General features: G+C 69.4%; 20 protein-coding genes and 1 pseudogene. 10 read left to right on the top strand and 11 right to left on the bottom strand.

The features are described 5' to 3' along the window. Window positions 1-2 precede the first annotated feature (2 nt). Window positions 3-992: a porphobilinogen synthase gene (hemB, locus tag OG329_RS16500; protein WP_405795933.1), complete on the top strand. Its 990-nt coding sequence runs from the start codon at window positions 3-5 to the stop codon at window positions 990-992. Between the two features lie 33 nt (window positions 993-1,025). Here the strand turns inward: hemB and OG329_RS16495 are convergent, their stop codons facing one another. Continuing rightward, window positions 1,026-1,727, bottom strand: coding sequence for a DUF4232 domain-containing protein (locus OG329_RS16495; RefSeq protein WP_405795931.1), 702 nt, complete (start codon window positions 1,725-1,727; stop codon window positions 1,026-1,028). A gap of 316 nt (window positions 1,728-2,043) precedes the next feature. On the opposite strand from OG329_RS16495, the gene OG329_RS16490 reads away from it, so the two are divergent. From OG329_RS16490 to OG329_RS16480, 3 genes are all read left to right on the top strand, one after another. Continuing rightward, the gene (locus tag OG329_RS16490; RefSeq protein ID WP_405795929.1) at window positions 2,044-3,390 is read left to right on the top strand and encodes a helix-turn-helix domain-containing protein; all 1,347 of its coding nucleotides are present in this window, start codon (window positions 2,044-2,046) and stop codon (window positions 3,388-3,390) included. Between the two features lie 46 nt (window positions 3,391-3,436). After that, the gene (locus OG329_RS16485) at window positions 3,437-4,126 is read left to right on the top strand and encodes an alpha/beta fold hydrolase (protein ID WP_405795927.1); all 690 of its coding nucleotides are present in this window, start codon (window positions 3,437-3,439) and stop codon (window positions 4,124-4,126) included. Window positions 4,127-4,217: 91 nt separating this feature from the next. Continuing rightward, on the top strand, window positions 4,218-4,748 hold the full coding sequence (locus OG329_RS16480; RefSeq protein WP_405795926.1) for a hypothetical protein: 531 nt from the start codon (window positions 4,218-4,220) through the stop codon (window positions 4,746-4,748). 248 nt (window positions 4,749-4,996) lie between these two features. Here the strand turns inward: OG329_RS16480 and OG329_RS16475 are convergent, their stop codons facing one another. The 4 genes and pseudogenes from OG329_RS16475 to OG329_RS16460 all read right to left on the bottom strand — a co-directional run bounded on the left by OG329_RS16475 (window position 4,997) and on the right by OG329_RS16460 (window position 7,423). Then, the gene (locus OG329_RS16475) at window positions 4,997-5,608 is read right to left on the bottom strand and encodes a hypothetical protein (RefSeq protein ID WP_405795924.1); all 612 of its coding nucleotides are present in this window, start codon (window positions 5,606-5,608) and stop codon (window positions 4,997-4,999) included. Between the two features lie 474 nt (window positions 5,609-6,082). Beyond that, window positions 6,083-6,268 (bottom strand): annotated as a pseudogene (locus tag OG329_RS16470) (hypothetical protein); the annotation flags it as partial. A 133-nt stretch (window positions 6,269-6,401) separates the two neighbouring features. Beyond that, on the bottom strand, window positions 6,402-6,641 hold the full coding sequence (locus tag OG329_RS16465; protein ID WP_405795923.1) for a DUF397 domain-containing protein: 240 nt from the start codon (window positions 6,639-6,641) through the stop codon (window positions 6,402-6,404). Then, window positions 6,641-7,423: a helix-turn-helix domain-containing protein gene (locus tag OG329_RS16460; protein WP_405795922.1), complete on the bottom strand. Its 783-nt coding sequence runs from the start codon at window positions 7,421-7,423 to the stop codon at window positions 6,641-6,643. The genes OG329_RS16465 and OG329_RS16460 overlap by 1 nt, the downstream gene beginning before the upstream one ends. A 155-nt stretch (window positions 7,424-7,578) precedes the next feature. On the opposite strand from OG329_RS16460, the gene OG329_RS16455 reads away from it, so the two are divergent. Further along, the gene (locus OG329_RS16455) at window positions 7,579-7,974 is read left to right on the top strand and encodes an ATP-binding protein (protein ID WP_405795921.1); all 396 of its coding nucleotides are present in this window, start codon (window positions 7,579-7,581) and stop codon (window positions 7,972-7,974) included. A 61-nt stretch (window positions 7,975-8,035) separates the two neighbouring features. Further along, window positions 8,036-8,437 (top strand): hypothetical protein, encoded by a 402-nt coding sequence (locus OG329_RS16450; protein WP_405795919.1) that lies wholly within the window; start codon window positions 8,036-8,038, stop codon window positions 8,435-8,437. An 82-nt stretch (window positions 8,438-8,519) separates the two neighbouring features. Here the strand turns inward: OG329_RS16450 and OG329_RS16445 are convergent, their stop codons facing one another. The 4 genes from OG329_RS16445 to OG329_RS16430 all read right to left on the bottom strand — a co-directional run bounded on the left by OG329_RS16445 (window position 8,520) and on the right by OG329_RS16430 (window position 11,907). After that, window positions 8,520-9,083, bottom strand: a complete 564-nt coding sequence (locus OG329_RS16445; protein WP_405795918.1) for a peptidoglycan-binding protein — start codon at window positions 9,081-9,083, stop codon at window positions 8,520-8,522. Window positions 9,084-9,341: 258 nt separating this feature from the next. Continuing rightward, window positions 9,342-10,124, bottom strand: coding sequence for a DUF4253 domain-containing protein (locus OG329_RS16440; RefSeq protein WP_405795916.1), 783 nt, complete (start codon window positions 10,122-10,124; stop codon window positions 9,342-9,344). Between the two features lie 379 nt (window positions 10,125-10,503). Then, window positions 10,504-10,866, bottom strand: a complete 363-nt coding sequence (locus OG329_RS16435; protein WP_405795915.1) for a hypothetical protein — start codon at window positions 10,864-10,866, stop codon at window positions 10,504-10,506. 168 nt (window positions 10,867-11,034) lie between these two features. After that, window positions 11,035-11,907 carry an NAD(P)-dependent oxidoreductase gene (locus OG329_RS16430; protein WP_405795913.1) on the bottom strand — a complete coding sequence of 291 codons (873 nt, stop codon included), beginning with the start codon at window positions 11,905-11,907 and terminating at the stop codon, window positions 11,035-11,037. A gap of 229 nt (window positions 11,908-12,136) precedes the next feature. On the opposite strand from OG329_RS16430, the gene OG329_RS16425 reads away from it, so the two are divergent. Together OG329_RS16425 and OG329_RS16420 are read left to right on the top strand one after the other, a co-directional pair. After that, complete coding sequence (locus OG329_RS16425; RefSeq protein WP_405801877.1) at window positions 12,137-13,075, top strand: STM4015 family protein; 939 nt, start codon at window positions 12,137-12,139, stop codon at window positions 13,073-13,075. Window positions 13,076-13,141: 66 nt separating this feature from the next. Continuing rightward, window positions 13,142-14,350, top strand: a complete 1,209-nt coding sequence (locus tag OG329_RS16420; protein ID WP_405795911.1) for a hypothetical protein — start codon at window positions 13,142-13,144, stop codon at window positions 14,348-14,350. A gap of 16 nt (window positions 14,351-14,366) precedes the next feature. Here the strand turns inward: OG329_RS16420 and OG329_RS16415 are convergent, their stop codons facing one another. Together OG329_RS16415 and argS are read right to left on the bottom strand one after the other, a co-directional pair. After that, complete coding sequence (locus OG329_RS16415) at window positions 14,367-15,512, bottom strand: methyltransferase domain-containing protein (RefSeq protein ID WP_405795909.1); 1,146 nt, start codon at window positions 15,510-15,512, stop codon at window positions 14,367-14,369. A 206-nt stretch (window positions 15,513-15,718) separates the two neighbouring features. Then, entirely contained in the window at window positions 15,719-17,488 is a 1,770-nt protein-coding gene (argS, locus tag OG329_RS16410) for an arginine--tRNA ligase (RefSeq protein ID WP_405795907.1), read from the bottom strand. Window positions 17,489-17,668: 180 nt separating this feature from the next. On the opposite strand from argS, the gene lysS reads away from it, so the two are divergent. Together lysS and OG329_RS16400 are read left to right on the top strand one after the other, a co-directional pair. Continuing rightward, complete coding sequence (gene lysS / locus OG329_RS16405) at window positions 17,669-19,429, top strand: lysine--tRNA ligase (RefSeq protein WP_405795905.1); 1,761 nt, start codon at window positions 17,669-17,671, stop codon at window positions 19,427-19,429. A gap of 283 nt (window positions 19,430-19,712) precedes the next feature. Beyond that, window positions 19,713-21,158, top strand: coding sequence for an FG-GAP and VCBS repeat-containing protein (locus OG329_RS16400; protein ID WP_405795904.1), 1,446 nt, complete (start codon window positions 19,713-19,715; stop codon window positions 21,156-21,158).

Below are 21,158 nucleotides of genomic sequence, written 5' to 3'. Positions count from 1 at the left end.
CCATGACTGTGTACGGTTCCTTCCCCGCTGCCCGGCCCCGTCGGCTGCGGACGAGCCCCGCGATGCGGCGCATGGTCGCCGAGACGCGGCTCCACCCGGCCGATCTGATCCTGCCCGCGTTCGTGCGGGAGGGTGTGCGCGAGCCGCTGGCCATCTCGGCCATGCCCGGGGTCGTCCAGCACAGCCTGGACACGCTGCGTAAGGCGGCCGTGGAGGCGGTGGGGGCGGGCGTCTCCGGGATCATGCTGTTCGGTGTGCCCGAGGACGCGAAGAAGGACGCGCTCGGGACGGCCGGGACCGACCCGCAGGGAATCCTCCAGGTGGCGATCCGGGCGGTGCGCGAGGAGGTCGGCGACGATCTGGTGATCATGTCCGACCTGTGTCTGGACGAGTACACCGATCACGGCCACTGCGGGGTGCTCGACTCCGAGGGACGCGTCGACAACGACGCGACGCTCGAGCGGTACGCGGAGATGGCCCAGGTGCAGGCCGACGCGGGCGTCCATGTGGTGGGCACCAGCGGGATGATGGACGGCCAGGTCGGGGTGGCCCGCGAGGCGCTGGACACGATCGGCAAGGAGGACGTGGCCGTCCTGGCGTACGCGGTGAAGTATTCGTCCGCGTTCTACGGCCCGTTCCGGGAGGCGGTCGGCTCGTCGCTGACGGGCGACCGCAAGACGTACCAGCAGGACCCGGCCAACTCCCGTGAGTCCATGCGCGAGTTGGCGCTGGATCTGGAGGAGGGCGCCGACATGGTGATGGTGAAGCCGGCCGGGCCGTATCTGGATGTGCTGGCGAAGGTGGCCGCCGAGGTGTCCGTGCCCGTCGCCGCGTACCAGATCAGTGGGGAGTACTCGATGATCGAGGCGGCGGCCGAGAAGGGCTGGATCGACCGGGACAAGGCGATCCTGGAGAGCCTGACCGGGATCAAGCGGGCCGGGGCGCAGATGATTCTCACGTACTGGGCGACAGAGGTCGCGCGGGCGCTGTGAGGCGCCCGCGCTCTGTCGGTCACCGGGTGAGGGTTACCAGGTGAGGGCGTCGGCCATCGTGGCCTGCCAGTAGGAGACCGACGTGTCGTCGGTGGTCTTCGTCCCCTGCGGGAGGGGGAGGTTCATGGCCCTGCCCTCCGATCCCTGGTTGTCGCGGCCCGAGAAGGAGACGCTGAGCTTGTACGCGGCGGTGGTCGGGGCGCCGTCGCCGCCGCCCAGCGCGATCGAGGCGTAGGCCGACTGGCCGGGCGACAGGGTGACCACGGCCTGCGGCTGGCTGTCCTCGTTGATCTGCGTGACGGCCTGGGCGTCGTCGAAGCCGAGGAGGGGCGCGTAGTAGGCGTAGCAGTTGCCGCTGCCGGTGTTGGTGGCGGTCACCAGCAGGTGGTTGATGGGCCGGCTGACCTTGGTGACGGTGATCTCGGTGTTGTCGGCGGTGCAGGTGGTGGTCTTGTTCTTGTTCTTGTTCTTGTTGTTGGTTTTGTTGTTGGAGCTGGGCTTGTCGGCGCTGTTGTTGCTGCTGGCGTTGTCCGCGTTCTCGTCGGCGGAGTCCTGGGGCTTGGACGTCGACTCGTCCTCGGGCGTGGAGGTGGCGGTGGAGGTCGAGGTGGTCTTGGCGTCCGGCTTCGGGCTGGAGCCGACCGCGTCCGACTGTCCGCAGGCCGTGAGGGCGAGTGCGGCCACGAGGGCGGTGGTGGCGGTGGCGGCGGCGGAGCGGAATCGAAGGTTACGCATGAGGTCTGTCTCCCGTTGTGGTGGTGCGTTCAGTGGCGGTTGATGAGCACGAGCAGCACGGCTGTGCAGGCGATGAGTACGCAGACGGCCACGGCATCAACGAGGTCGTCGCGGTTCCGAGTCCGGATCGCTCCTCCTCGTTCGGCGGGTGCTGCACTCACCTTGCGGGGCGGCTGGAACCGGCCGCAATCAGCAAGGGACAATGAGGGAAGCTGGAACGCTCAGACGGCTGTGACCTGCGGGAACAACGTTTCCCTGGGACGCGTTCCTGGAACGGCCGCGGACCGTGGCGTACCGATGTGGAGGGAAACTGCGAGTGGCGACCACCGAGGCCAAGGCTTTCGCGGAACTGCTCAGCGAGCTGAAGGAACGCTCGGGACGCAGTTACGGAGTGCTCGCCGCGAAGCTCCATGTCAGTACGTCCACCCTGCACCGCTACTGCAACGGCGACGCCGTGCCGGCCGACTTCGCGGCGGCGGAGCGGTTCGGGCGGCTGTGCGGGGCGACGGGCGAGGAGTTCGTGGAGCTGCACCGGCGCTGGATTCTCGCGGACGAGGCACGGCGACGGTCCCGGTCGGCGCAGCCGCCGGTCGCCCCGGTGGAGGCCGGGGAGAGCGGGGAAGCCGGGGAGGCTGCGGAGGCTGTTCCTGACGTCCCGGTCGCGGAGCCGGCTGATTTGGCTGAGGTTGAGGCGGGAGCGCCCGGTGGCGGTGCGCCGCGTACCCCTCGTACGGGACGCCGTAAGCGTCTCTACATCACTCTCGCCGCCGCGGCGGTCGTCGCGGCCGTCGCCGTACCCGCGCTCGTCTTCGGCCCCCTGGACGATTCGGGGACCGACCGTTCAGCCGCCGCGTCCAAGGTGTCGGACGGCGGTACGTCGAAGTCCACGCCGCCGCCATCGGCCACGCCCTCCGGATCGCCTTCCCCCGGCAAGTCGCCCTCGGACAACGCCAGTCCGTCGGACAAGGCGGCCTCGGCTGAAAAGGGGGCCGCGGGCGGCGAGGCCGGGAAGGGGGACGAGAAGGGGACGGGGACGGCTGGTGGAGTGCCGGTGACGGTGAGCACCAAGCCGTACGCCTTCGAGAACCCGTGCAGCCAGCGCTATCTCATCGACCGTCCCCCGACCGAGGTTCCCCCGCCCCCCACCGAGCAGGACGCGCCCGGCTGGGTGAGTGCGCTGGGCGGGGTCTCGAGCGGCAGCCAGTTCATCGAACTGGCTTTCCAGGGCACCGGGAGCGAGACCGTCGTGCTCAAGGACCTGAACGTGCGGGTGGTGACGAGCGGGGCGCCGCTCGCCTGGAACGACTTCGGCATGGGCGTCGGCTGCGGCGGCGATGTGACGACCAGGGCGTTCGCCGTGGACCTGGACGCGGGCCGCCCCGGTGTCGTACCGCAGGGCGGACAGCGGGACTTCCCCTACAGCGTGAGCGAGTCCGACCCGGAGGTCTTCCAGATCAGCGCGAAGGCCTCCGCCCGCAACGTCAGTTGGTACCTGGAGTTGGAGTGGTCCAGCGGCGGCCGGGAGGGCACGCTGCGGGTGGACGACCACGGGAAGCCGTTCCGTACGAGCGGTGCGCAGGGGCGGCCGTCGTACGAATATCCGCTGGGCGGCGACTCGAAGTGGGAGCCGGCGGTCGAGCAGGACCCGGGCCAGTACCCCTGAGGTACCCCTGAGGCGCGTTGTCAGGCCGCTTCGCTACCGTGCGGGCATGGCGAACTACGTACTGGTGGCGGGCGCGCGGCTCGGAGCATGGGCGTGGGACGAGGTGGTGCCGCATCTGCGTGCGGCCGGCCATGGCGCCCACCCGCTGACGCTGTCCGGTCTCGCGGACAAGCGGGATGTACCGGCAGGGCAGCGGACCCACGTCCAGGACATCGTCGACGAGGTCGACCGCCATGATCTGCGCGATGTCGTCCTGGTGGGTCACAGCTACGCGGGCATCCCGGTCGGCCAGGCCGCCGAGCGGATCGGCGGGCGACTTGCGCGCGTGGTCTTCGTGGACTCCAGCGTCCCGGCCGATGGCGAGTCGTTCGTCTCCGGCCTTCCGGACGGCCGGACGAGGGCGGCGGTGACGGCGTCGATCGCCGAGAACGGGGGATTCTGGCCGCTCGTGCCCGCCGCCCACTACGAAGGCCAAGGGCTCACCGACGAACAGATCGCACGGATCGTCACCGGCTCGACACCGCACCCGGGTGCGACGCTGACGGAAGCCGCCGTACTGACACGGCCGCTCGGCGAACTCCCGGTGACGTACATCCAATGCCTGCTCGCCGGCGCGGAGTTGAGCGCCGACGTGGCCACGCTGCTGACGAGCAGGCACTGGCGACTGGTCGAGATGGACACCGGCCACTGGCCGATGTTCTCCCAGCCGGGCGAACTGGCCCGGATCCTGGCCTGAGACGGGCCGTTTCTTCTGGATCACCTTGGCGGTTGGGTTTTCGGAGCCGTACTCCACTGGCTCAACACCCGCTACGAACAAGGGAACCCACATGCCACTCCTGCCTCCCATCGGAGCCGAGATCCCGTGCAGCATGCTCGCGATCAACACCCCCCTCCAGATCCGGACCTCACTGGTCACCGTGGATTTCAGGGGTGGTATCAAGCAGCGTGTCGACGTCAACCCCGACGACCCGATCAACAGCGTGCGGCTGAGGACAGTCGGCTTCAGGATGAGCGCGGAGCTGCCCGGCGCGGAGGGCGAAGGTGGCGGCGGGAGCATCACGATCGAGCAGAACGATGTCGACGTCGACCCGAAGACCCTGTTGCGGGTGACGCAGTCATTCCCGCCGAAGTTCGAGACCATCATGGTCCTGGACTTCGCCATGACCATTCAGCAGCCGGGCGGCGGTGAGCCGTTGGTCCTCACGACCAAGGACCCGGCCAAGATCATCGGCCAGCTCACCCAGTACCCGCCGAGGGGCGACCTCTACCAGTTGCAGAACCCGGTCGACCTGATCGATGACGACAAGAACGTGGTCGCCACGATCCAGAAGTTCCCCGTCAAGATCGGCGGCCTGTAGAAGGTCCCGCCGCGACCACCGGGCGGACCGGACGGGGACGGCCGCGACGTGGAGCCCGGCAGGGTGGCGCGTCGCGGTCGTCCGGGTCGTCGGCAGACCCGTGCCCCGCGCCCAACCGCCTTGGCCCGCTTACCGATGGTCCCCCACGCCGGCTGGTTCCGGAGGATGTGTCCCGTCACCGTCCTTGCCCGTGAGGGCACCGTCCGGCTCGGGCCATGCCCCGGCCGAATGAACCGTCCGGGGTCCGATCAGGGGCGTGTGCAGGTCACCCGGGCGAACAGGTCCAGTGGGACTGATCCGTGGTTGGTGGCGCGCACGGTCCACCCCGTGGCTGTCGGGAACGACTCGTTGAAGTCGACCGCCGGGTTGCCCAGCCCGCCGCCTCCGGTCGGCACCTCACCGGCCCCGCACTCGGCGTGCGCGGTGCCCGTGGCGCCCTGTGCCAGCCTGGTCGGGGCGCTGGCGTAGGCGGTGTGGGGCGTGTTGGTGCATCGCGCGTAGGTCTGTAGGACCGTGGCGCGGGGACCGTGGTTGGTGACCCGGCCGACCCACTCCTGGCCGATGTCGGACGACTGGCTGATGTATGCCTGCCCGGCGTCGGAACCCGTACCGCGCGAGCCAGCGTTGAGTCCGCCGCCGGCGGCCACCTGCCCCGGGTCGCAGGCCGCGCGGACGGTAGCCGTCTGCCCTGGGGGCACGCTCACAAAGGTGCCGGTCCGGACCGTGTGAGGCTGGGGGGTGCAGATCGCCACGGGGGTGAAGGTCTGCGGGGCGCCGGTCTCGTTGTACACGTCGCCGACCCAACTGATTCCGGAAGGCCATGTCGCGGTCAGGAACACCCCGTTGCTCGTGGTGCGCACGCCTCCTCCGGAGGGGACCGCGCCTCCCTGACAGGTGGCGCTGGTCGTGGCCGCCGAGTGCGGAGCCACGGTCAAGGGCGCGCCCACGACGATGGTGTGCGGGGCCCGTGGCTGGGCGGGGGCGGATGCGGGGGCGGCCGGGGCCACTCCGGTGCAGAGGGCGGTGGCGCACAGGGCGCCGGTAATGCCTAGCGTGGCCAGGCGAAGGCGACCCATGGTGACTCCAGGTGTTCATTTGGGGGGAATGTCAAGGTAGACATGCCCCACGCGCACAAATGAATACACAGAGTCACCGAAACGAGTGAAGGGGACGACGAGGCTCCCTCGGTGCGGGCGGCCGAGCAGGACCCGAATCAGCAACTCCTAGGCGGAGTCGGGTGCTTCGGCGGTCTCGGCCGCGTCCGGCGCTTCGGCCGGTTCGGCGGCTTCGGGGGCCTCGGCCGCTTCGGGTGCTTCTCCGCCCTCGCTCATGTTCGTCTCGCCGAAGATCGTCGCGTGCTCCAGCACATCTTCGGCCGGGTCGTCGATCTGGCCGATCGAGATGAGCGAGAAGCCGTTGTGCGAGTTCGTGTGGGTCTCGTCGGCGGCGGCCTCGGTGGCCGGGAGTAGCGCGGCCAGCACCGCCGCGCCCAAGGCGGTCAGGGTCCGGGTGGCTTTCATGTGGTTGTTTGCCCGTCTGCTCGTCGTAGTCCTCATGATCCGGTCTGTCTATTGCGCAGAACGGGCCCAGAAGTCACGGCTGACGGCATGTGTCGGGGCGTAATTCACCTGATTGGCGCAGTTGTTGCGACGGTCAGCGGGTGACGTCGGCGGTGAACGCCGCCCAGGCGGCGGGGGCGAGGGTGAGCACCGGGCCGTCCGAGACCTTGGAGTCCCGGACATGTACTGCGGCGGGGTGGGCGGCGACCTCGACGCAGGCGCCGCCCTGCTCGGTGCTGTAGCTCGACTTGTGCCAGTCGTAGGCGACTTCGAGGCAGTCGCCGCCCTGCTCGGTGCTGTAACTGGACTTGAACCACTCACGTGGGGTGTTCATTACTCTCCTAGCAGCCGGTCCAACAGGCCCTTCGTCTCTTCGGGGTTGTGGGCCTGCGTCCGCAGCATCGCATATTTGCGAGCGAGGATGCTGACCTCATCCGGGTCTTCAACGAAGAGGCTGCCCCGTTGTGTCTCGGCGTAGGCGAGGTGCTGATGATCGGGTGTTTCCAGCAGGACGAACGGTCCTGAGAGCCCCGCGTGGGTGGTCCTGCCGAACGGCATGATCTGGAGGGTCAGGCCCGGGAGGTCGGCGCTTTCCCGGAGATGGCGAAGCTGCTCCGTGAAGACGGCCGGGGACCCAAGGCGGTCTTGGAGCGCGGCTTCACCGATCAGGAAACTGCATGTCGGCGGGACCTTGCGGTGCAGGATCTGCTGGCGTTCCATGCGCCCGGCGATGCGCCCGTGCATCTCGTCCTGGCTGAGGGTCGGGATCTCGTTGCGGAAGACCGCATGGGCGTAGTTCTCGGTCTGGAGCAGGCCGGGCACCACCTGGTTCTGGTACGAAGAGATGGCGATGGCCTCCTGCTCCTGATCGATGAACGCCGCCGCCCACACCGGATACCGGTCGATCTCCGGCATGTTCTCCACCGCCGTCTCCAACGCCCCTTTCGTCAAAAGCACTTGATCCAGCAGGATCGCCAGGTCAAGCTTCAGTAGTCTCCGGCCTTGCTCGATCGAGGCGATCGTCTCCGTGCCTACGCAGGCCAGCTCCGCGAGTTCGCGCTGGGTCAGCCCCGCCACCTCCCTGAACAGGGCCACCAGCGAGCCCACGAGCTTCATCGCCGATGCGTTCTTCCGCTGTCGCTTCCTTTTGCTGTGCATGTCCGTCCAACTCCCCGTCCCCGTGCGTACGTCACGCCTGCGCAGCCCGTACGAAATCTTTGTACGGGCTCGCGTACTGCATCAGCCTAATCACAGACAGTGACAATCGTCCCGTGAATGAGACGAATCCACCCTCCGTTCTGCGCGAGCGCTTCTACCGCCGCGAACGCCGATCCGTGCCCGCCGCCAGGCAGTTCGTACGGGAGGCGGTGATCGACTGGGGGCTCTGCGACCGGCTCGACGATGTCTTGCTGTGCGTGAGCGAGCTGGCGACCAACGCCCTGGTGCACGGAGTGCCGCCGGGGCGCGGCTACCGGTTGCAGATGTCGTTGCTCGCGGACGGGGTGTTCCGTATCGAGGTGCACGACAGCGGTGACGGGCGGCCGGGTGTCCGCGAGCCGTACGGGGAGTCAGGGCGCGGGCTCATGCTCGTCGCCGCGCTCGCGGACAAGTGGGGGGTGGGGGAGCGTCGTCCCGGCAAGATCGTGTGGTGCGAGTTCGTGTTCTGACCGGGTCGCACGGCCGAATATGCGGTGGTGCGAGGGGAGTTGGGCTTCCTACCATTGACGGATGGTCAAGAGCCAGCTCCCCCTCGCCGCGTCCGTCGGCGTCGGGGTGGCGTTCATTCTCTGGTTGCTGCTGTCGAGCCCGGACTCGGAACTGGGGGGTGCGGAGTGCCGTCCGGCCCTGACCCTCACCGGGACCGCCGATGTCTCCTACGAGGACGAGATGGCGGCCGTGTCGGGGGATCCGTCCTACACGGCGCGTGCGCTGAACGTCTGCTCGGGGGAGCAGAACGAACGGCTGTCCTGGGCCCTGCTGCTGTCCATGCCGACAGGTGTGGCGGCGGGCGTGCTGATCGCGCGGTGGGGCAGGGACGCGCGGTCTGCGGAGAAGTCCGCGCGCCGTTGGATTCCTCCTCAGTCCGTCATCGATGAACGGGACCGCGAGCAGGGCGACAAGGACCGCTGACCGGCTACTGGTCCGGGCCCGTCCAAGGGCTACCACGGCAGCCCGGGAGCGGCCTGAACAGGCTGCTCCCGGGCTGTAGGGCTCAGTTGCAGGTTCGGTATCCGTAGCCGGCGATGCGCCAGTCGTTGTCACCGTCCCTGAAGGAGTACTTCCCCTCGCTGTTGCGCACCACGGAGAAGCTGTGGCGGTCGCCGTAGTAAGTCATGTTGAGCTGCCGGCCCGGGTCGTCGCTGCCACTGGTCACCCTGAGCTCGTCGTCGGCGCGGCCGAAGGTGGAGCCACCCACGACCCCGTCGACGCGCAGGCCCCAGCGATCCTGGAGGAACTCCGTTGCCCCAAGGGTGTTCGGGCCGAACTGGCCGTCGACGTCAGCGGCGTCGAAGTACGAGCCGTTCGTCTCCTCCGCGCCCTCAGCCCAGAGGATCTTCTGCCACAGGCAGACGGCGTTGTTGTCGTCGAACCACGAGCCACCGTCGAAAGCCAGCTCTCCCTCGTCGCTCCAGTCGCCCTTGTAGTCGTTGTAGCCGCGGACGTAGCCGTCCGACTTGGCTGCCGCGGCCGGGGATGCGCTGAGGCCGAGTGTGCCTGCCACCACAGCGCTGATCGCCGCCGTGGCGATGCGGACGCGTGCTGATCGAAAGCTCATTGTTGATTTCCCTCCCGTTGGCGTGCGGAGCCATCCGGGATCACGGATACATCCCTGGTGAGCCGGTCACGTCCCCGCTCAGGCCGCGCACCTGCCAAGTGTGACCACGACCAGCACCGAGCCGTGCCTATAACTGTTCAGGCACCGCTGATGGGAGGCCGGCCAACGCATTTGCGCGCCGCGGAATCCGTTGGGGAGGCACCACGCCCGAGCCGGTGGCTATGACGCGTCGTCCTCGCCCGCCGGATCCAGCACCCCTCAGTCCCACCAGAACGTCCAGGCAGGCTGGTTGAGCACCCTGTCCGTCGCGTACTCGGCCAGGGTGGAGTGGTCCAGGAGGTTGTCCGGGCAGAACGCGAAGTGTTCCGCCGCGACCGCCTCCGCCTCCGCCCGGGTCGTCGGCGGGGCGGCCACCGAGACCACCAACTGGTCGAAGGTGAGCGCCACCACCCGTATCCCGAACCGGTCCTCCCACGACCGCAGCACCGCGCACAGCCGCGCCACGTCGTTCTCGTAGTTCATCGGGCCCGTCCAGCCGATGGCCGCCGGTATGTCCGCGCTGCGGCGGGCGGGGACCAGGGCCACGCGTGCGCCGTGCATCCAACTTCCCTCGTCCGTAAGGATGGAGGCCACCTCGGCCGCTTCCCCGTCCGGGTCGGCCGACGACGACAGCTCGGGCGCGAGGCCCGGCCACTCGGCGCCCGCCTCCTTCACGCGCTCCCAGAACTCCGCGAGAACGTCCTCCGCGTCGTGATCGCCGGGATACGACACCGACTCCGGGCTCAGATCCCAGTCCTCGGGCCACTGCTTGCGGGGACCGCCGTGGACGAGCACGGGATGCAGCCCGGCCGTCCTTCGGGCGGACCGCAGGTCGGCCCACGCCCGAGGGGCCGCCGGCTCGTCCGCGTACCACAGAAGCGGTTCGTGCCACGTCCCGTCCATGGTCGTGTCGACCAGTGCGCCGGGCGGCAGTTGGAGCCCGACCGACCGTCCCGAGGGGTCGGCGGCCAGGGCGGGCAGGGGGTTGGGGAGCGTCGCCATGCACAAGACCCTAAAGGCCACCACTGACAACGGGGTTCCGGCCGGGGGGACTTGACCGGCGACTTGACCGGCGGAGCCCCTGAGGGCGGAGTCGACGCCGGAGCCGACGCCGCCGGTGGGGGGTGACGGCGGCGCGGCAGACCGGCGGCTTGTTGATCGGCTCACCGCCGAGTTGGGCGTGCGGCCGGGACGGCATCGGCGCACTCGCCCCGGCCGACGGGCACGCCGATCAGAGTCCGGCGTCGAGGGAGCATTCGATCTTGGCCGACCCGAATACGCGGACCGCTTCGACCACCCGATGGCGCCGGGTTACCAGGACGCGTGCCACACCCCCGCCCCGCACTGTCCTTCCGTTGAGCGGGGCGGCCCGAGAGGGTGCTCAGTTGAAGACCAGGACGTCGGTGCGCATCGGGATCGCGGTGTTCCAGCCGATGTTGATCTTGAACGTCACCAGTCCGCTGCTGGGCGCGATACTCGACACCTGGAAGGGCGCCGCCCCGACGAATCGCCTCCCGTTGCCGTCGATCTCCGAGGCCGTGATGACGACCGTCGAGTCGACCCCGATGACGTTCCAGGGCAGTTGGAGGTTGAACGTCCCGTTCCCCGGGCTCCACGTCCACCACGCCCGCCACACGGCGTTGACGTTACCGCCGATCGCCGCGACGTCCTTTTCTCTGTCGGCGACCTGTGAACTGCCTACGATCTGTGGTGCTTGGGTGGCGGAAGCTTCTACTGCGGTCATGACGGCTCCTCTCACGTCGGGAGAGCCCGAATGACCTTCCCGAATACACTGAGTGTCCGTCAGTGTGCACACGGTAACAATCACTCGTGCGAGTGACTCTCCGGCGCGTCGGCGTGCACTCGCGCGAACGCCGGACTCCGGCGCGTCGGCGTGGTACCCGCGCGAACGTCAGCGATCCGTACGCAGCAGGTCCGCGAGGCGCGAGAGGCCGTCCGCCGCGTGGCCCTCGGCCACCGCGCGGTCCAGCAGCGGCTGGACCGCGCCGAACAGCTCCGTGCTGACGCCCTGCGCGGCGAACGTCTCCAGCAGGTTCGGGAACGCCTCCTGGTTGACCGCCAGGCTCGACACGTCCGTCAGATGCTGCCCCGAGTCGATCGCCTCCGCCCACCTCGGTGCCGAGCCGAGCGTCGCGCCCACCCAGGGCACGAGGAGTTCCGAGAACTCGGTGGCGGTGATGGACTCCGTACCGACCACGGCGTACGCCTGCATCACGCCGAAGATCATCCCGTACATGCCGGTGAGCAGCGCCACGTCGTACAGCGCGGCGAGACCGATGTCGGCGCCGACGTACTTCGCGCCGCCGAGCGCCGCGAACGTCTCCTGGTGCGCGTCGAAGAGTTCCCGCGCGCCGCTGTAGAGGACGTACGCGTGGGGCCCCGCGATCATCTGCGGGATGGCCATGATCCCGCCGTCGAGATACCCGGCGCCCTCCTTCGCGGCCCAGGCGGCGAGGTCGCGGGCCTGCTCGGGGGTGCCGTTGGTGAGGTTGACGAGGGTCTTGCCGGTGAGCTGACCGGAGAGCGGTTCGAGGACCGTACGGACCGTGTCGTACGTGGTGAGGCAGACGACCACCAGAGGGCTCGCCGCCACCGCGTCGGCGGCCGTGTCGGCGGGGGTCGCGCCTTGGGCGACCAGGGGGCCGGTCTTGGCGGGGGATCTGTTCCACACGGTGACGGGGTGGCCGGCCCCGAGGAAGGCGGCGGCCAGGGCGGTGCCCATCATGCCGAGGCCGATGACGGAGACGGCGGGCTTCGGGGACATGAGGGTGCTCCTGCGGTGCGGGTGGGGCTGGCGGAAGGTGGTCGCTTTCGATCTTCCGGCGGCGTACCTGTGCCCACAAGTACCGACTATTTGGTGCGATACGCACCGGGAGGTAAGCGCGTGAGATGAGCAAGCGTGGGCAGGCGTGTGCGGGAGGCGGGCGGGAGACGGAAGGATGATGCACTCCAACTGGCGTACCAGGAGCCTCAGGAGCCCGATCTTGTCTTACGTGCACCATGTCGAGCGGTTCTACGGACTGCCCGCGTACAACTTCCCGCCGTACGCCGACCCCGCGGATCTGCCGCCCGCCGACGCGGTCGCCTGGCGGCTGCACCGGGAGCCGTACGACTCCGGGGAGGACGCGGACGACTGCTGGCGGCGCTTCACCGAGTCGGTCGACCTGGAGAAGGTGCGGGCGATCATCTTCGGGCAGCCCTGGTACGACGGCGACGGCGGGCTGTCGGACGAACCGCTGATCGAGCTGAGCGGGCGGCTGACCGGGCTCGAAGCGCTCTTTCTCGGCGATCTGGAGGACGAGGAGGAGATGCTCTCCTCGATCAGCCACCGCGACGTCGCCCCGATCCTCGCGGCGTACCCCGGCCTACGGGAGCTGGCGATACGCGGCGGGGATGGGCTCGACTTCCCCGTCTCCGGCCACGAGCGGCTGCGCGTGCTGCGCGTCGAGTCCGGCGGGCTGCCCCCGCAGGCGGCGGAACACATCGCCGCCGCCCAACTGCCGTCGCTGGAGCACCTGGAACTGTGGCTGGGCGACGAGAACTACGGCGGCGGCGTCACGGTCGGGCAACTGGCCCCGCTGCTGACGGGGGAGGGCAAGCCCGCGCTGCGCCACCTCGGCCTCCAGAACAGCTTCATCCAGGACGAGTTGGCCGCAGCGCTCGCCTCCGCGCCGGTCGTGCCCCAACTCGCCTCGCTCAGCCTGTCGATGGGCACGCTGTCCGACGAGGGCGTGGCGGCACTGCTCCAGGGGCAGCCGCTGACGCATCTGCGGGAACTCGATCTCTCCTTCCACTTCATCAGCGACGAGATGATGCTGCGGATCTGGACTGCGCTGGAGCCGGCGGGAGTGCGGGTGGATCTGACGATGAAGCACCGGGCCGAGCAGGCCGGCTGGGACGAGGACGGCCGGTACATCGCGGCGTCCGAATGAGCGCCCCCCGCCTTCCACTTCCCGTTGAGCCGTTGAGCCGTTGAGCCGTTGAAAGGCCACACCACCATGTCCAGCACGCCCGAACCCCACGCCCCCGAGTCCCAGGACCCGGACGACCTCCTGATCGCCAGCGAGCATCTGAACGGCAGATACCCCTGGCGGAATTCCGCACAGCAGGTGCCGTACGGGCGCGTGCTGCTCATCGCGGCCAAGCTGAAGTGGAGCCCCGCCACCGTCGTGACACGGCTGTACGTGCTGGGGTACGGGGACGTCCAGCGCTCCGAAGGCCCGCTGCCCGATGTTGTCGAGCCGGACGACGCACCGCTGATCACGGGTGTGCAGGCGCGGTTCGGCGCCCATCCGCTCGACATCGACAAGACGGTGTCCCTGCGGCAGACAGTCGAATCGGCGGCCCGCGCGAACCGCTCTCCGGCCGACGTCGCACGGCGTCTGACCGCTCTCGGCTACCGGGTCGGGACCGGTGCCCGGCCGCTGCCGGAGACCGCCGACCCGCGTGACATCGCGCTGATCCGCACCGACGCCCGGAGCTACGGGACATGGCTCGACTGGGGCGACGAGGTGTCGGCGTCTCATGTCCTGGGCGTGGCGGAGGACTTGTCGTGCAGCCCGCGCGTCGCCGCCGAGCGGCTGATCGCGCTGGGCCTGCGCCTGCCGTACACCCCCGAACCCGGGGACGAGCGGCTGCTGAAGTACCGCGACCGCGCGGGGGGCGGCTGGTTCGGCCGCTGGTCGTCCCCACCCGCCGGACACATCCTCGCCGTCGCCCGGGACACGGGCCGCACGCACGCGGACATCGTGGCCCGGCTGGGCGAGTTGGGCTGCGGGCGGCCGGACGGGGTCGTACCCGACACCGTGGAGGCGGACGACTTCGTCCTCCTCAGCGAGAACCTGGACGGCCGCGCGCCCTGGCTGACGAAGAACAACGTCGTCGGCCTCCAGATGCGGCACATCCTGCGCGCCTCCCTCATCACGGGCCGCGGCCCCGCCCAGGTCGCCGAGAGGCTGTCCACGCTGGGCCACTGGCTGCACAAGGACGCGAACCTGCCCGGGACGGCCGAGGAGCCCGACATTCGTCTCCTGGAGACGCTCACGGCCTCGTACCTGGACATCCTGCTGCTGGAGAACGTGCTCCGCAGCGCGAGCCTGACGACCCGCACCCCGGCGGACGTCGCGTCGCGCCTGACGGAGCTGGGCTACCGGCTGTCGGCCGACGTGGTGTATTCGGAGGTACGTCCGGGGGTGCGGGGCGCGTAGCGTTGAGAGAGGGCTGTTACGGCACAGGGGTGCCTGGGGTGTCGAGCCACAGACGCTGTCCGGTGGGGGTGACGGTGAGTCCGTACCGGGTGCGCTCCGGTGAACCGGCGTTCCGCCACCAGGCGTACGCGGTCTCCACCTCGCTCCAGAGGCGGCGGGGGCCGTGTTGCCGGCAGTCGTACTCGTCCCGCTCGGTGGCGCCGGGGACGTAGTCGACGCAGGCCCAGGAGCCGGTGGTGTGATCGGCCAGCCAGACGGTGAACTCGCCGTCCGGGCCATGGCCCACGGTGTAGCGGGAGTTGGGGACGAGGGCGCCTGTGGTGAAGGCGGCGTTCTCGTCGCCGAAGACGTCTCGCGGGTCGAGGCCGGTGCGTGTGTCTGCGGCTTGATCCCCGTCCTGGTGTCGGACGGTGGCCATCACGTCGCGCTCGGGGGTCTCCCGCCTGTTCCACATGAAGGCGGAGTCACCGACGACAGGGCCGCTCGCCGTGCCGTCCTCACCTACGGTGAGGCGAAGGAGGACACCGTTGTAGAGCCCCGTTCCCCACGGCAGCACGATCGCCCCGCCGGGCGCGGTCTGTTCGACCAGGGCGTACGGCACCTTATGAAGCGCGTAGGTGGCGATGACGCGGTCGTACGGTGCGCGGGCCGGGCAGCCCCGGGAGCCGTCGCCGGTGATGACGGTGGGGGCGTAGCCCGCGTCCTTCAGGCGTGCGCGGGCGGTGTCCGCGAGGCGGGGATCCATCTCGACGGACACGACGTGCCGGTCGCCGAGCCGGGCGGCGAGGAGTGCGGCGTTGTAGCCGGTGCCGGTGCCGACCTCCAGGACGGTCATGCCGTCTGCCACCGCGAGGGCGTCGAGCATGAGGGCGACGACGCGCGGCATGCTCGCGGAGCTGGAGGGGACGCGCGCCGTGGCCGCCTCGTCGTCGTCCTCGACCTGGGTGACGAGCGCCTGGTCGTCGTAGACGAGGGCGTTCCAACGGTCGGGGTCGGTGGTGCGGTTGATCGGGTGGTAGCCACCCTCGCCGCGGATCCAGACGCGATCGGGGATGAACCGCTTGCGGTCGACCTGAGTGAACGCGTCGCGCCACGACGGGGTGAGGTAGCCCGCGTCGGTCAACTGCCGGGCGAGGGTGGCGGGAGAGCTTTCGCTACTCACCTCTTCCGGGTCTCCGGACGCTTCGGGTCGCGCGGAGGAATCGGCTTGTCGGGCTTGTGTCCGTCGCTCTCGGACGTGTCGGGCTTGCCGCCGTGGCTACCGCTCATGTCGGTTCCTTTCAACAGTCGCCGAACTTGCTGTAGGCATATGCTAGCTGAGCGTGACGAGCGTCGGGAAGGACACTTTCGAGTGACAGTCGGCAGGTCCTACAGCCGCTCGGGGGTGTGGATGCCGAGCAGGGTCATGCCCTGGTGCAGGGTGCGGGCCGTGACGTCGCAGAGGAAGAGGCGGTTCTCCGCGACCTCCTGCGGGGGGGCCGGCCGCACGACCGGGCACTCCGTGTAGAACGTCGTGAACAGCGACGCCAGTTGGTACAGATACGCCGTCAGCTTGTGCGGCTCGTACGCCGACGCCGCCTCCGCCAGGACCTCCCCGAACATGTCCAGGTGCAGGCCCAGCGCCCGTTCCGCCGGGGCCAGTTCCAGCTCGGGGTGGGCCACGGGTGAGCGGTCGCCCGCGTTGCCGAAGATGGACCGGGTCCGGGCGTACGCGTACTGGATGTAGACGCTCGTGTCGCCGTGCAACGAGACCATCTGGTCCAGGTCGAACTTGTAGTCCCGCGCGGCGGAGGTCGACAGGTCGGCGTACTTCACCGCGCCGATGCCCACCTCCGTGGCGCGCTCGACGACCTCGTCCTCAGTGAGACCGATGCCCTTGCCCTTCTCCCGGACGACCGCCGACGCGCGCTCGACCGCCTCGTCCAGCAGGTCCACCAGCCGCACCGTCTCGCCCTCACGGGTCTTGAACGGCTTGCCGTCCTTACCGAGGACGGTGCCGAAGGCGAGCTGGACGGCCTTGACGTCCTCGTTCAGCCAGTTGGCCCGGCGGGCGGTCTCGAAGACCATCTTGAAGTGGAGGGACTGGCGGGCGTCCACCACGTACAGCAGGGTGTTCGCCTTCAGATTCCCCACGCGGTCGCGGATCGCGGAGAGGTCGGTGGCCGCGTACCCGTAACCGCCGTTGCTCTTCTTGACGATGAGCGGCGTCGGATTGCCGTCCGGGCCCTTCACATCGTCGAAGAAGACGCACAGCGCCCCGTCGGAGCGGACGGCGACGCCCGTCTCCTCAAGGATGCGGCAGGTCTCCTCGAGCATGTCGTTGTACGCGGACTCGCCGACCACGTCCTCGTCGCGGATCTCCATGTCGAGCTTGTCGAAGACCGAGTGGAAGTAGATCTTCGACTCGTCCACGAAGCGCTGCCAGTGGGCGAGGGTGTCGGCGTCACCGGCCTGGAGGGCGACGACACGGTCGCGCGCACGGGCCTTGAACTCGTCGTCGGAGTCGAAAAGCACGCGGGCGGCCTTGTAGAGCCGGTTGAGGTTCGACATCGCCTCCTCGCCGGAGACTTCATCACCGCGGCCGTGGTCCAACTCGTGCGGGTGCTCGGTCAGATACTGGATGAGCATGCCGAACTGCGTGCCCCAGTCGCCGATGTGGTGGCGCCTGATCACGTTCTCGCCGGTGAACTCAAGGATCTCGACCATCGCCGCACCGATCACGGCGGAGCGTAGATGGCCGACGTGCATCTCCTTGGCGACGTTGGGCTGCGCGTAGTCGATGACCGTCGTACCGGGATCGGCGGCGCGCGGGACGCCGAGGCGGTCGTCGGCGGCGCGGGCGGCCAGCGTCTCGATGATCGCGCGGTCCGTGACGGTGATGTTGAGGAAGCCGGGGCCCGAGACCTCGACCTCCTTGAGAACATCGCCCTTGGACAGCGCCGCCACGACCGTCGCCGCCAGCTCGCGCGGATTGCCCTTCAGCTTCTTGGCGAGGGCCAGCATCCCGTTGGCCTGGAAGTCCGCCCGGTCGCTACGTCGCAGCAGAGGGTCCGCGGGGCCGGCCTCCGGCAGGGCTGCCGAGAGGGCGTCCGCGATGCGCTGATCGACGGTCGAGGCGAGGGAAGTGACCGGGGCCATGGGCTGGGAGCCGTTCCTGTAGAGGGTCTGTCGGAGGGTCCGTCGGAGGGTCCGTTGGAGGGGCTGTCCTTCGGCCCCATTCTCCCATGGGGCGACAAGTCGTTTTCGCATTGTCGTAGGGGCCTGGGACAATGGCCGTCGCCGGTATCGCAGGCGTAGAGAGAGAAGGACGTACCGACCGTGGCTCAGAGCACCGAGACCGACTGGGTCTCCCGTTTCGCGGACGATGTCATCGCCGAGTCGGAGCGACGTGCGCCTGGCAAACCGGTCGTCGTCGCCTCCGGCATCTCGCCCTCCGGCCCCATCCATCTGGGCAATCTCCGCGAGGTCATGACACCGCACCTCGTCGCGGACGAGATCCGCAGGCGGGGGTACGAGGTCAGGCACCTCATCTCGTGGGACGACTACGACCGGTATCGCAAGGTGCCGGCCGGGATCCCCGGCGTCGACCCGTCCTGGGCGGAGCACATCGGCAAGCCTCTGACGTCCGTGCCCGCGCCGGCCGGGTCCGCGTACGCGAACTGGGCCGAGCACTTCAAGGCGCAGCTCATCGAGTCGCTGGCGGAGCTGGGCGTCGAGTACGACGGGATCAGCCAGACCGAGAAGTATCTGGCGGGGACGTACCGCGAGCAGATCCTGCACGCGATGAGGCACCGGGGCGAGATCGACGCGATTCTCGGGCGGTATCGGACGAAGGACGCGGCGAAGGGCACGGCGAAGGGCACGGCGAAGAAGGCGTCTCAGCAGAAGAAGGTCGACGAGGCCGAGCTGGAGGCCGCCGAAGGGTCGGGCGCCGCCGACGAGGACGACGGTGCCGGGTCGGCCGGGTCGGCCGGGTATTTCCCGTACAAGCCGTACTGCGGCAACGAGGGCTGCGGCAAGGACCTGACGACCGTCACGGCGTACGACGACGAGACGACCGAGCTGAGCTACGTCTGCCAGGCGTGCGGGTTCGGCGAGACCGTACGGCTCAGCGAGTTCAACCGCGGCAAGCTGGTCTGGAAGGTCGACTGGCCGATGCGCTGGGCGTACGAGGGCGTGATTTTCGAGCCGTCGGGTGTCGACCACTCGTCGCCCGGCTCGTCGTTCGTGGTCGGCGGGCAGATCGTGCGCGAGATCTTCGACGGCGTGCAGCCGATCGGGCCGATGTACGCGTTCGTGGGGATCTCCGGGATGGCGAAGATGTCGTCCTCCAAGGGAGGCGTGCCCGTCCCGGCCGACGCGCTGCGGATCATGGAGGCGCCGCTGCTGCGCTGGCTGTACGCGCGGCGCAGGCCGAACCAGTCCTTCAAGATCGCCTTCGACCAGGAGATCCAGCGGCTGTACGACGAGTGGGACGCCCTGGAGCGCAAGATCGCGGACGGGTCGGTGCAGGCGGCCGACGCCGCGGCGTACTCGCGCGCCACGCGTACGGCGGCCCGTGAGCTGCCGCGTACGCCGCGCGCGCTGCCGTACCGCACGCTGGCCTCCGTCGTGGACATCACGGCGGGCGCCGAGGAGCAGACGCTGCGGATCCTCAGCGAGCTGGACCCGGCCGATCCGCTGACCTCGCTGGACGAGGCGCGGCCCCGGCTGGACAAGGCGGAGAACTGGATCACCAGCCAGGTGCCGGCCGAGGCCCGGACGGTCGTCCGGAGCGAGCCCGACCGGGAGCTGCTGGACTCGCTGGACGAGCAGACGCGGGACGGGCTGCGGCTGCTGCGGGCCGAGCTGGACGCGCACTGGTCGCTGGACGGGCTCACGACGCTCGTCTACGGCGTGCCGAAGGTGCTGGCGGGGCTGGCGCCCGACGCGAAGCCGACGCCTGAACTGAAGGCCGCGCAGCGGTCGTTCTTCGCCGTGCTGTACCGACTGCTGGTGAGCCGGGACACCGGTCCCCGACTGCCGACGCTGCTGCTGGCGGTGGGCGCGGACCGGGTGCGGACGCTGCTGGGCGGCTGAGACCGTACGGAACCGACGAACGGTACGGAACCGACGAACGGTACGGAACCGACGTACGGCCCCGGCGCGCGTCACGCGTGCCGGGGCCGTTCGTCGTTCCCGTACAACCCCCGGGGCCCTTCAGCGGTCACACCTGCACCGAACGACGCGTGTGTGCGGGGTCGGAGGCCCGGCAGGATCCGGATCCGGCCCCCGCATGTCGCATGTCGCATGTCGTCGGCTCGGATCACCGACTCGGACAGCCGTCACGGCGTCCGGCGTGCCGTAGGAGAAGAAGACACGCATGCAGCAGAACCTTCGCACCATCCTCGCGACCACCGCAACGGCAGGTCTCGTCGGCGGGCTGCTTCTCGCCGCCGGCGGGAGTGCCGCCGCCGCGCCGTCCGGGACGCAGGGCGACTTCAACGGCGACGGCTACCGCGATCTCGCCGTCGCCGCGCCCCTCGGGAAGATCAGCGGAAAGGCGGGGGCCGGATACGTGGCCGTCGTCTACGGCACCAAGAACGGGCTCGACACGTCCAAGCGCACCATCATCAGCCAGGCCACCACCGGTATTCCGGGCACCCCGGAGACGGGTGACAACTTCGGCGACCGCCTCACCACCGGTGACCTCGACGGTGACGGATACGCCGACCTGGTGGTCGGCGTGCACGGCGAACGGATCGGCGACACCGACTCCTACGGTGTCCTCACCGTCGTCTGGGGCGGCGCGAGCGGGCTGAAGTCCGCCGTCGACATCTCGGCGCCGCTGCCCAAGTACCGCAACGAGCTGGGCTGGGGCCTCGCCTCCGGTGACTTCGACGGGGATGGGCGCACCGACCTGGCCGCGGTCAACATCGCCGCACCCGAACTGAACATATTCAAGGGACCGGTCTCGCGGACCGGCAAGGCGGCGGGTCTCACCGGTATCGACACCTACAGCCAGACCGGCATCAACGCCGACAAGATCGTCGCGGGGAATGTCAACGGCGACGGAGCGACCGACCTCCTGGTCATGGGCCAGGAGGAGAGCGGCGACGCGTACCGGACCCGCAGCGTCCTCTACAAGGGGGGCACGACCGGTCTCAAGGCGTCGAGCAAGGTCGCCGGGGGCTACGACGCCGTCATCTCCGACGTCGACAAGGACGGTTACGGCGACATCGTCACCGGCAACTTCATGGAGAAGTCCACCGACGAACCGAACGGCGGCCTCGGAGGCGCGATCACCGTGACCTACGGCAGCGCGGCCGGGCTCTCCACCCGTACGCCGGTCCGGATCACGCAGGACACCACCGCAGTCGTCGGCACCGCCAAGAAGGGTGACCGGTTCGGCTGGAGTCTGGCCGCGGGTGACACCAACCGCGACGGCTACGCGGACATCGCGATCGGCGCGCCGGCCGAGGCCACGGGGAGCAAGCGGAGTACGGGCGCGGTCACCGTGCTGCGAGGCTCCGCCAAGGGGCTTACCGGCACCGGTTCCAAGAGCTTCACGCAGGACACGGCGGGCGTGCCCGGCGCCTCGGAGGCCGAGGACCAGTTCGGCGCCTCCGTCGAACTCACGGACAGCAACAAGGACGGCCGCGCGGAGCTGGTGGCCGGCGCCTTCGCCGAGAACGCGGGCGCGGGTTCCGTCTGGCTCCTCAAGTCCGGTACGAGCGGTATCACCGCGACCGGTTCGACGAGCTTCGGCGCCGCCTCGGTCGGCGGGCCCTCCGGTCTGTCGTACTTCGGCGACGTCCTCGCCGGATAG

Source organism: Streptomyces sp. NBC_01506, assembly GCF_045040295.1.
In the GTDB taxonomy this organism is placed as follows: Bacteria; Actinomycetota; Actinomycetes; order Streptomycetales; family Streptomycetaceae; genus Streptomyces.
This window is presented reverse-complemented; position numbering and strand designations above follow the sequence as displayed.

Excerpts from the sequence above, each read along its gene's own strand:
- hemB (WP_405795933.1), top strand. The coding sequence starts at position 3 with ATGACTGTGTACGGTTCCTTCCCCGCTGCCCGGCCCCGTCGGCTGCGG.
- OG329_RS16495 (WP_405795931.1), bottom strand. The coding sequence starts at position 1,727 with ATGCGTAACCTTCGATTCCGCTCCGCCGCCGCCACCGCCACCACCGCC.
- OG329_RS16485 (WP_405795927.1), top strand. The coding sequence starts at position 3,437 with ATGGCGAACTACGTACTGGTGGCGGGCGCGCGGCTCGGAGCATGGGCG.
- OG329_RS16480 (WP_405795926.1), top strand. The coding sequence starts at position 4,218 with ATGCCACTCCTGCCTCCCATCGGAGCCGAGATCCCGTGCAGCATGCTC.
- OG329_RS16465 (WP_405795923.1), bottom strand. The coding sequence starts at position 6,641 with ATGAACACCCCACGTGAGTGGTTCAAGTCCAGTTACAGCACCGAGCAG.
- OG329_RS16460 (WP_405795922.1), bottom strand. The coding sequence starts at position 7,423 with ATGAAGCTCGTGGGCTCGCTGGTGGCCCTGTTCAGGGAGGTGGCGGGG.
- OG329_RS16450 (WP_405795919.1), top strand. The coding sequence starts at position 8,036 with ATGGTCAAGAGCCAGCTCCCCCTCGCCGCGTCCGTCGGCGTCGGGGTG.
- OG329_RS16445 (WP_405795918.1), bottom strand. The coding sequence starts at position 9,083 with ATGAGCTTTCGATCAGCACGCGTCCGCATCGCCACGGCGGCGATCAGC.
- OG329_RS16440 (WP_405795916.1), bottom strand. The coding sequence starts at position 10,124 with ATGGCGACGCTCCCCAACCCCCTGCCCGCCCTGGCCGCCGACCCCTCG.
- OG329_RS16435 (WP_405795915.1), bottom strand. The coding sequence starts at position 10,866 with ATGACCGCAGTAGAAGCTTCCGCCACCCAAGCACCACAGATCGTAGGC.
- OG329_RS16430 (WP_405795913.1), bottom strand. The coding sequence starts at position 11,907 with ATGTCCCCGAAGCCCGCCGTCTCCGTCATCGGCCTCGGCATGATGGGC.
- OG329_RS16420 (WP_405795911.1), top strand. The coding sequence starts at position 13,142 with ATGTCCAGCACGCCCGAACCCCACGCCCCCGAGTCCCAGGACCCGGAC.
- argS (WP_405795907.1), bottom strand. The coding sequence starts at position 17,488 with ATGGCCCCGGTCACTTCCCTCGCCTCGACCGTCGATCAGCGCATCGCG.
- OG329_RS16400 (WP_405795904.1), top strand. The coding sequence starts at position 19,713 with ATGCAGCAGAACCTTCGCACCATCCTCGCGACCACCGCAACGGCAGGT.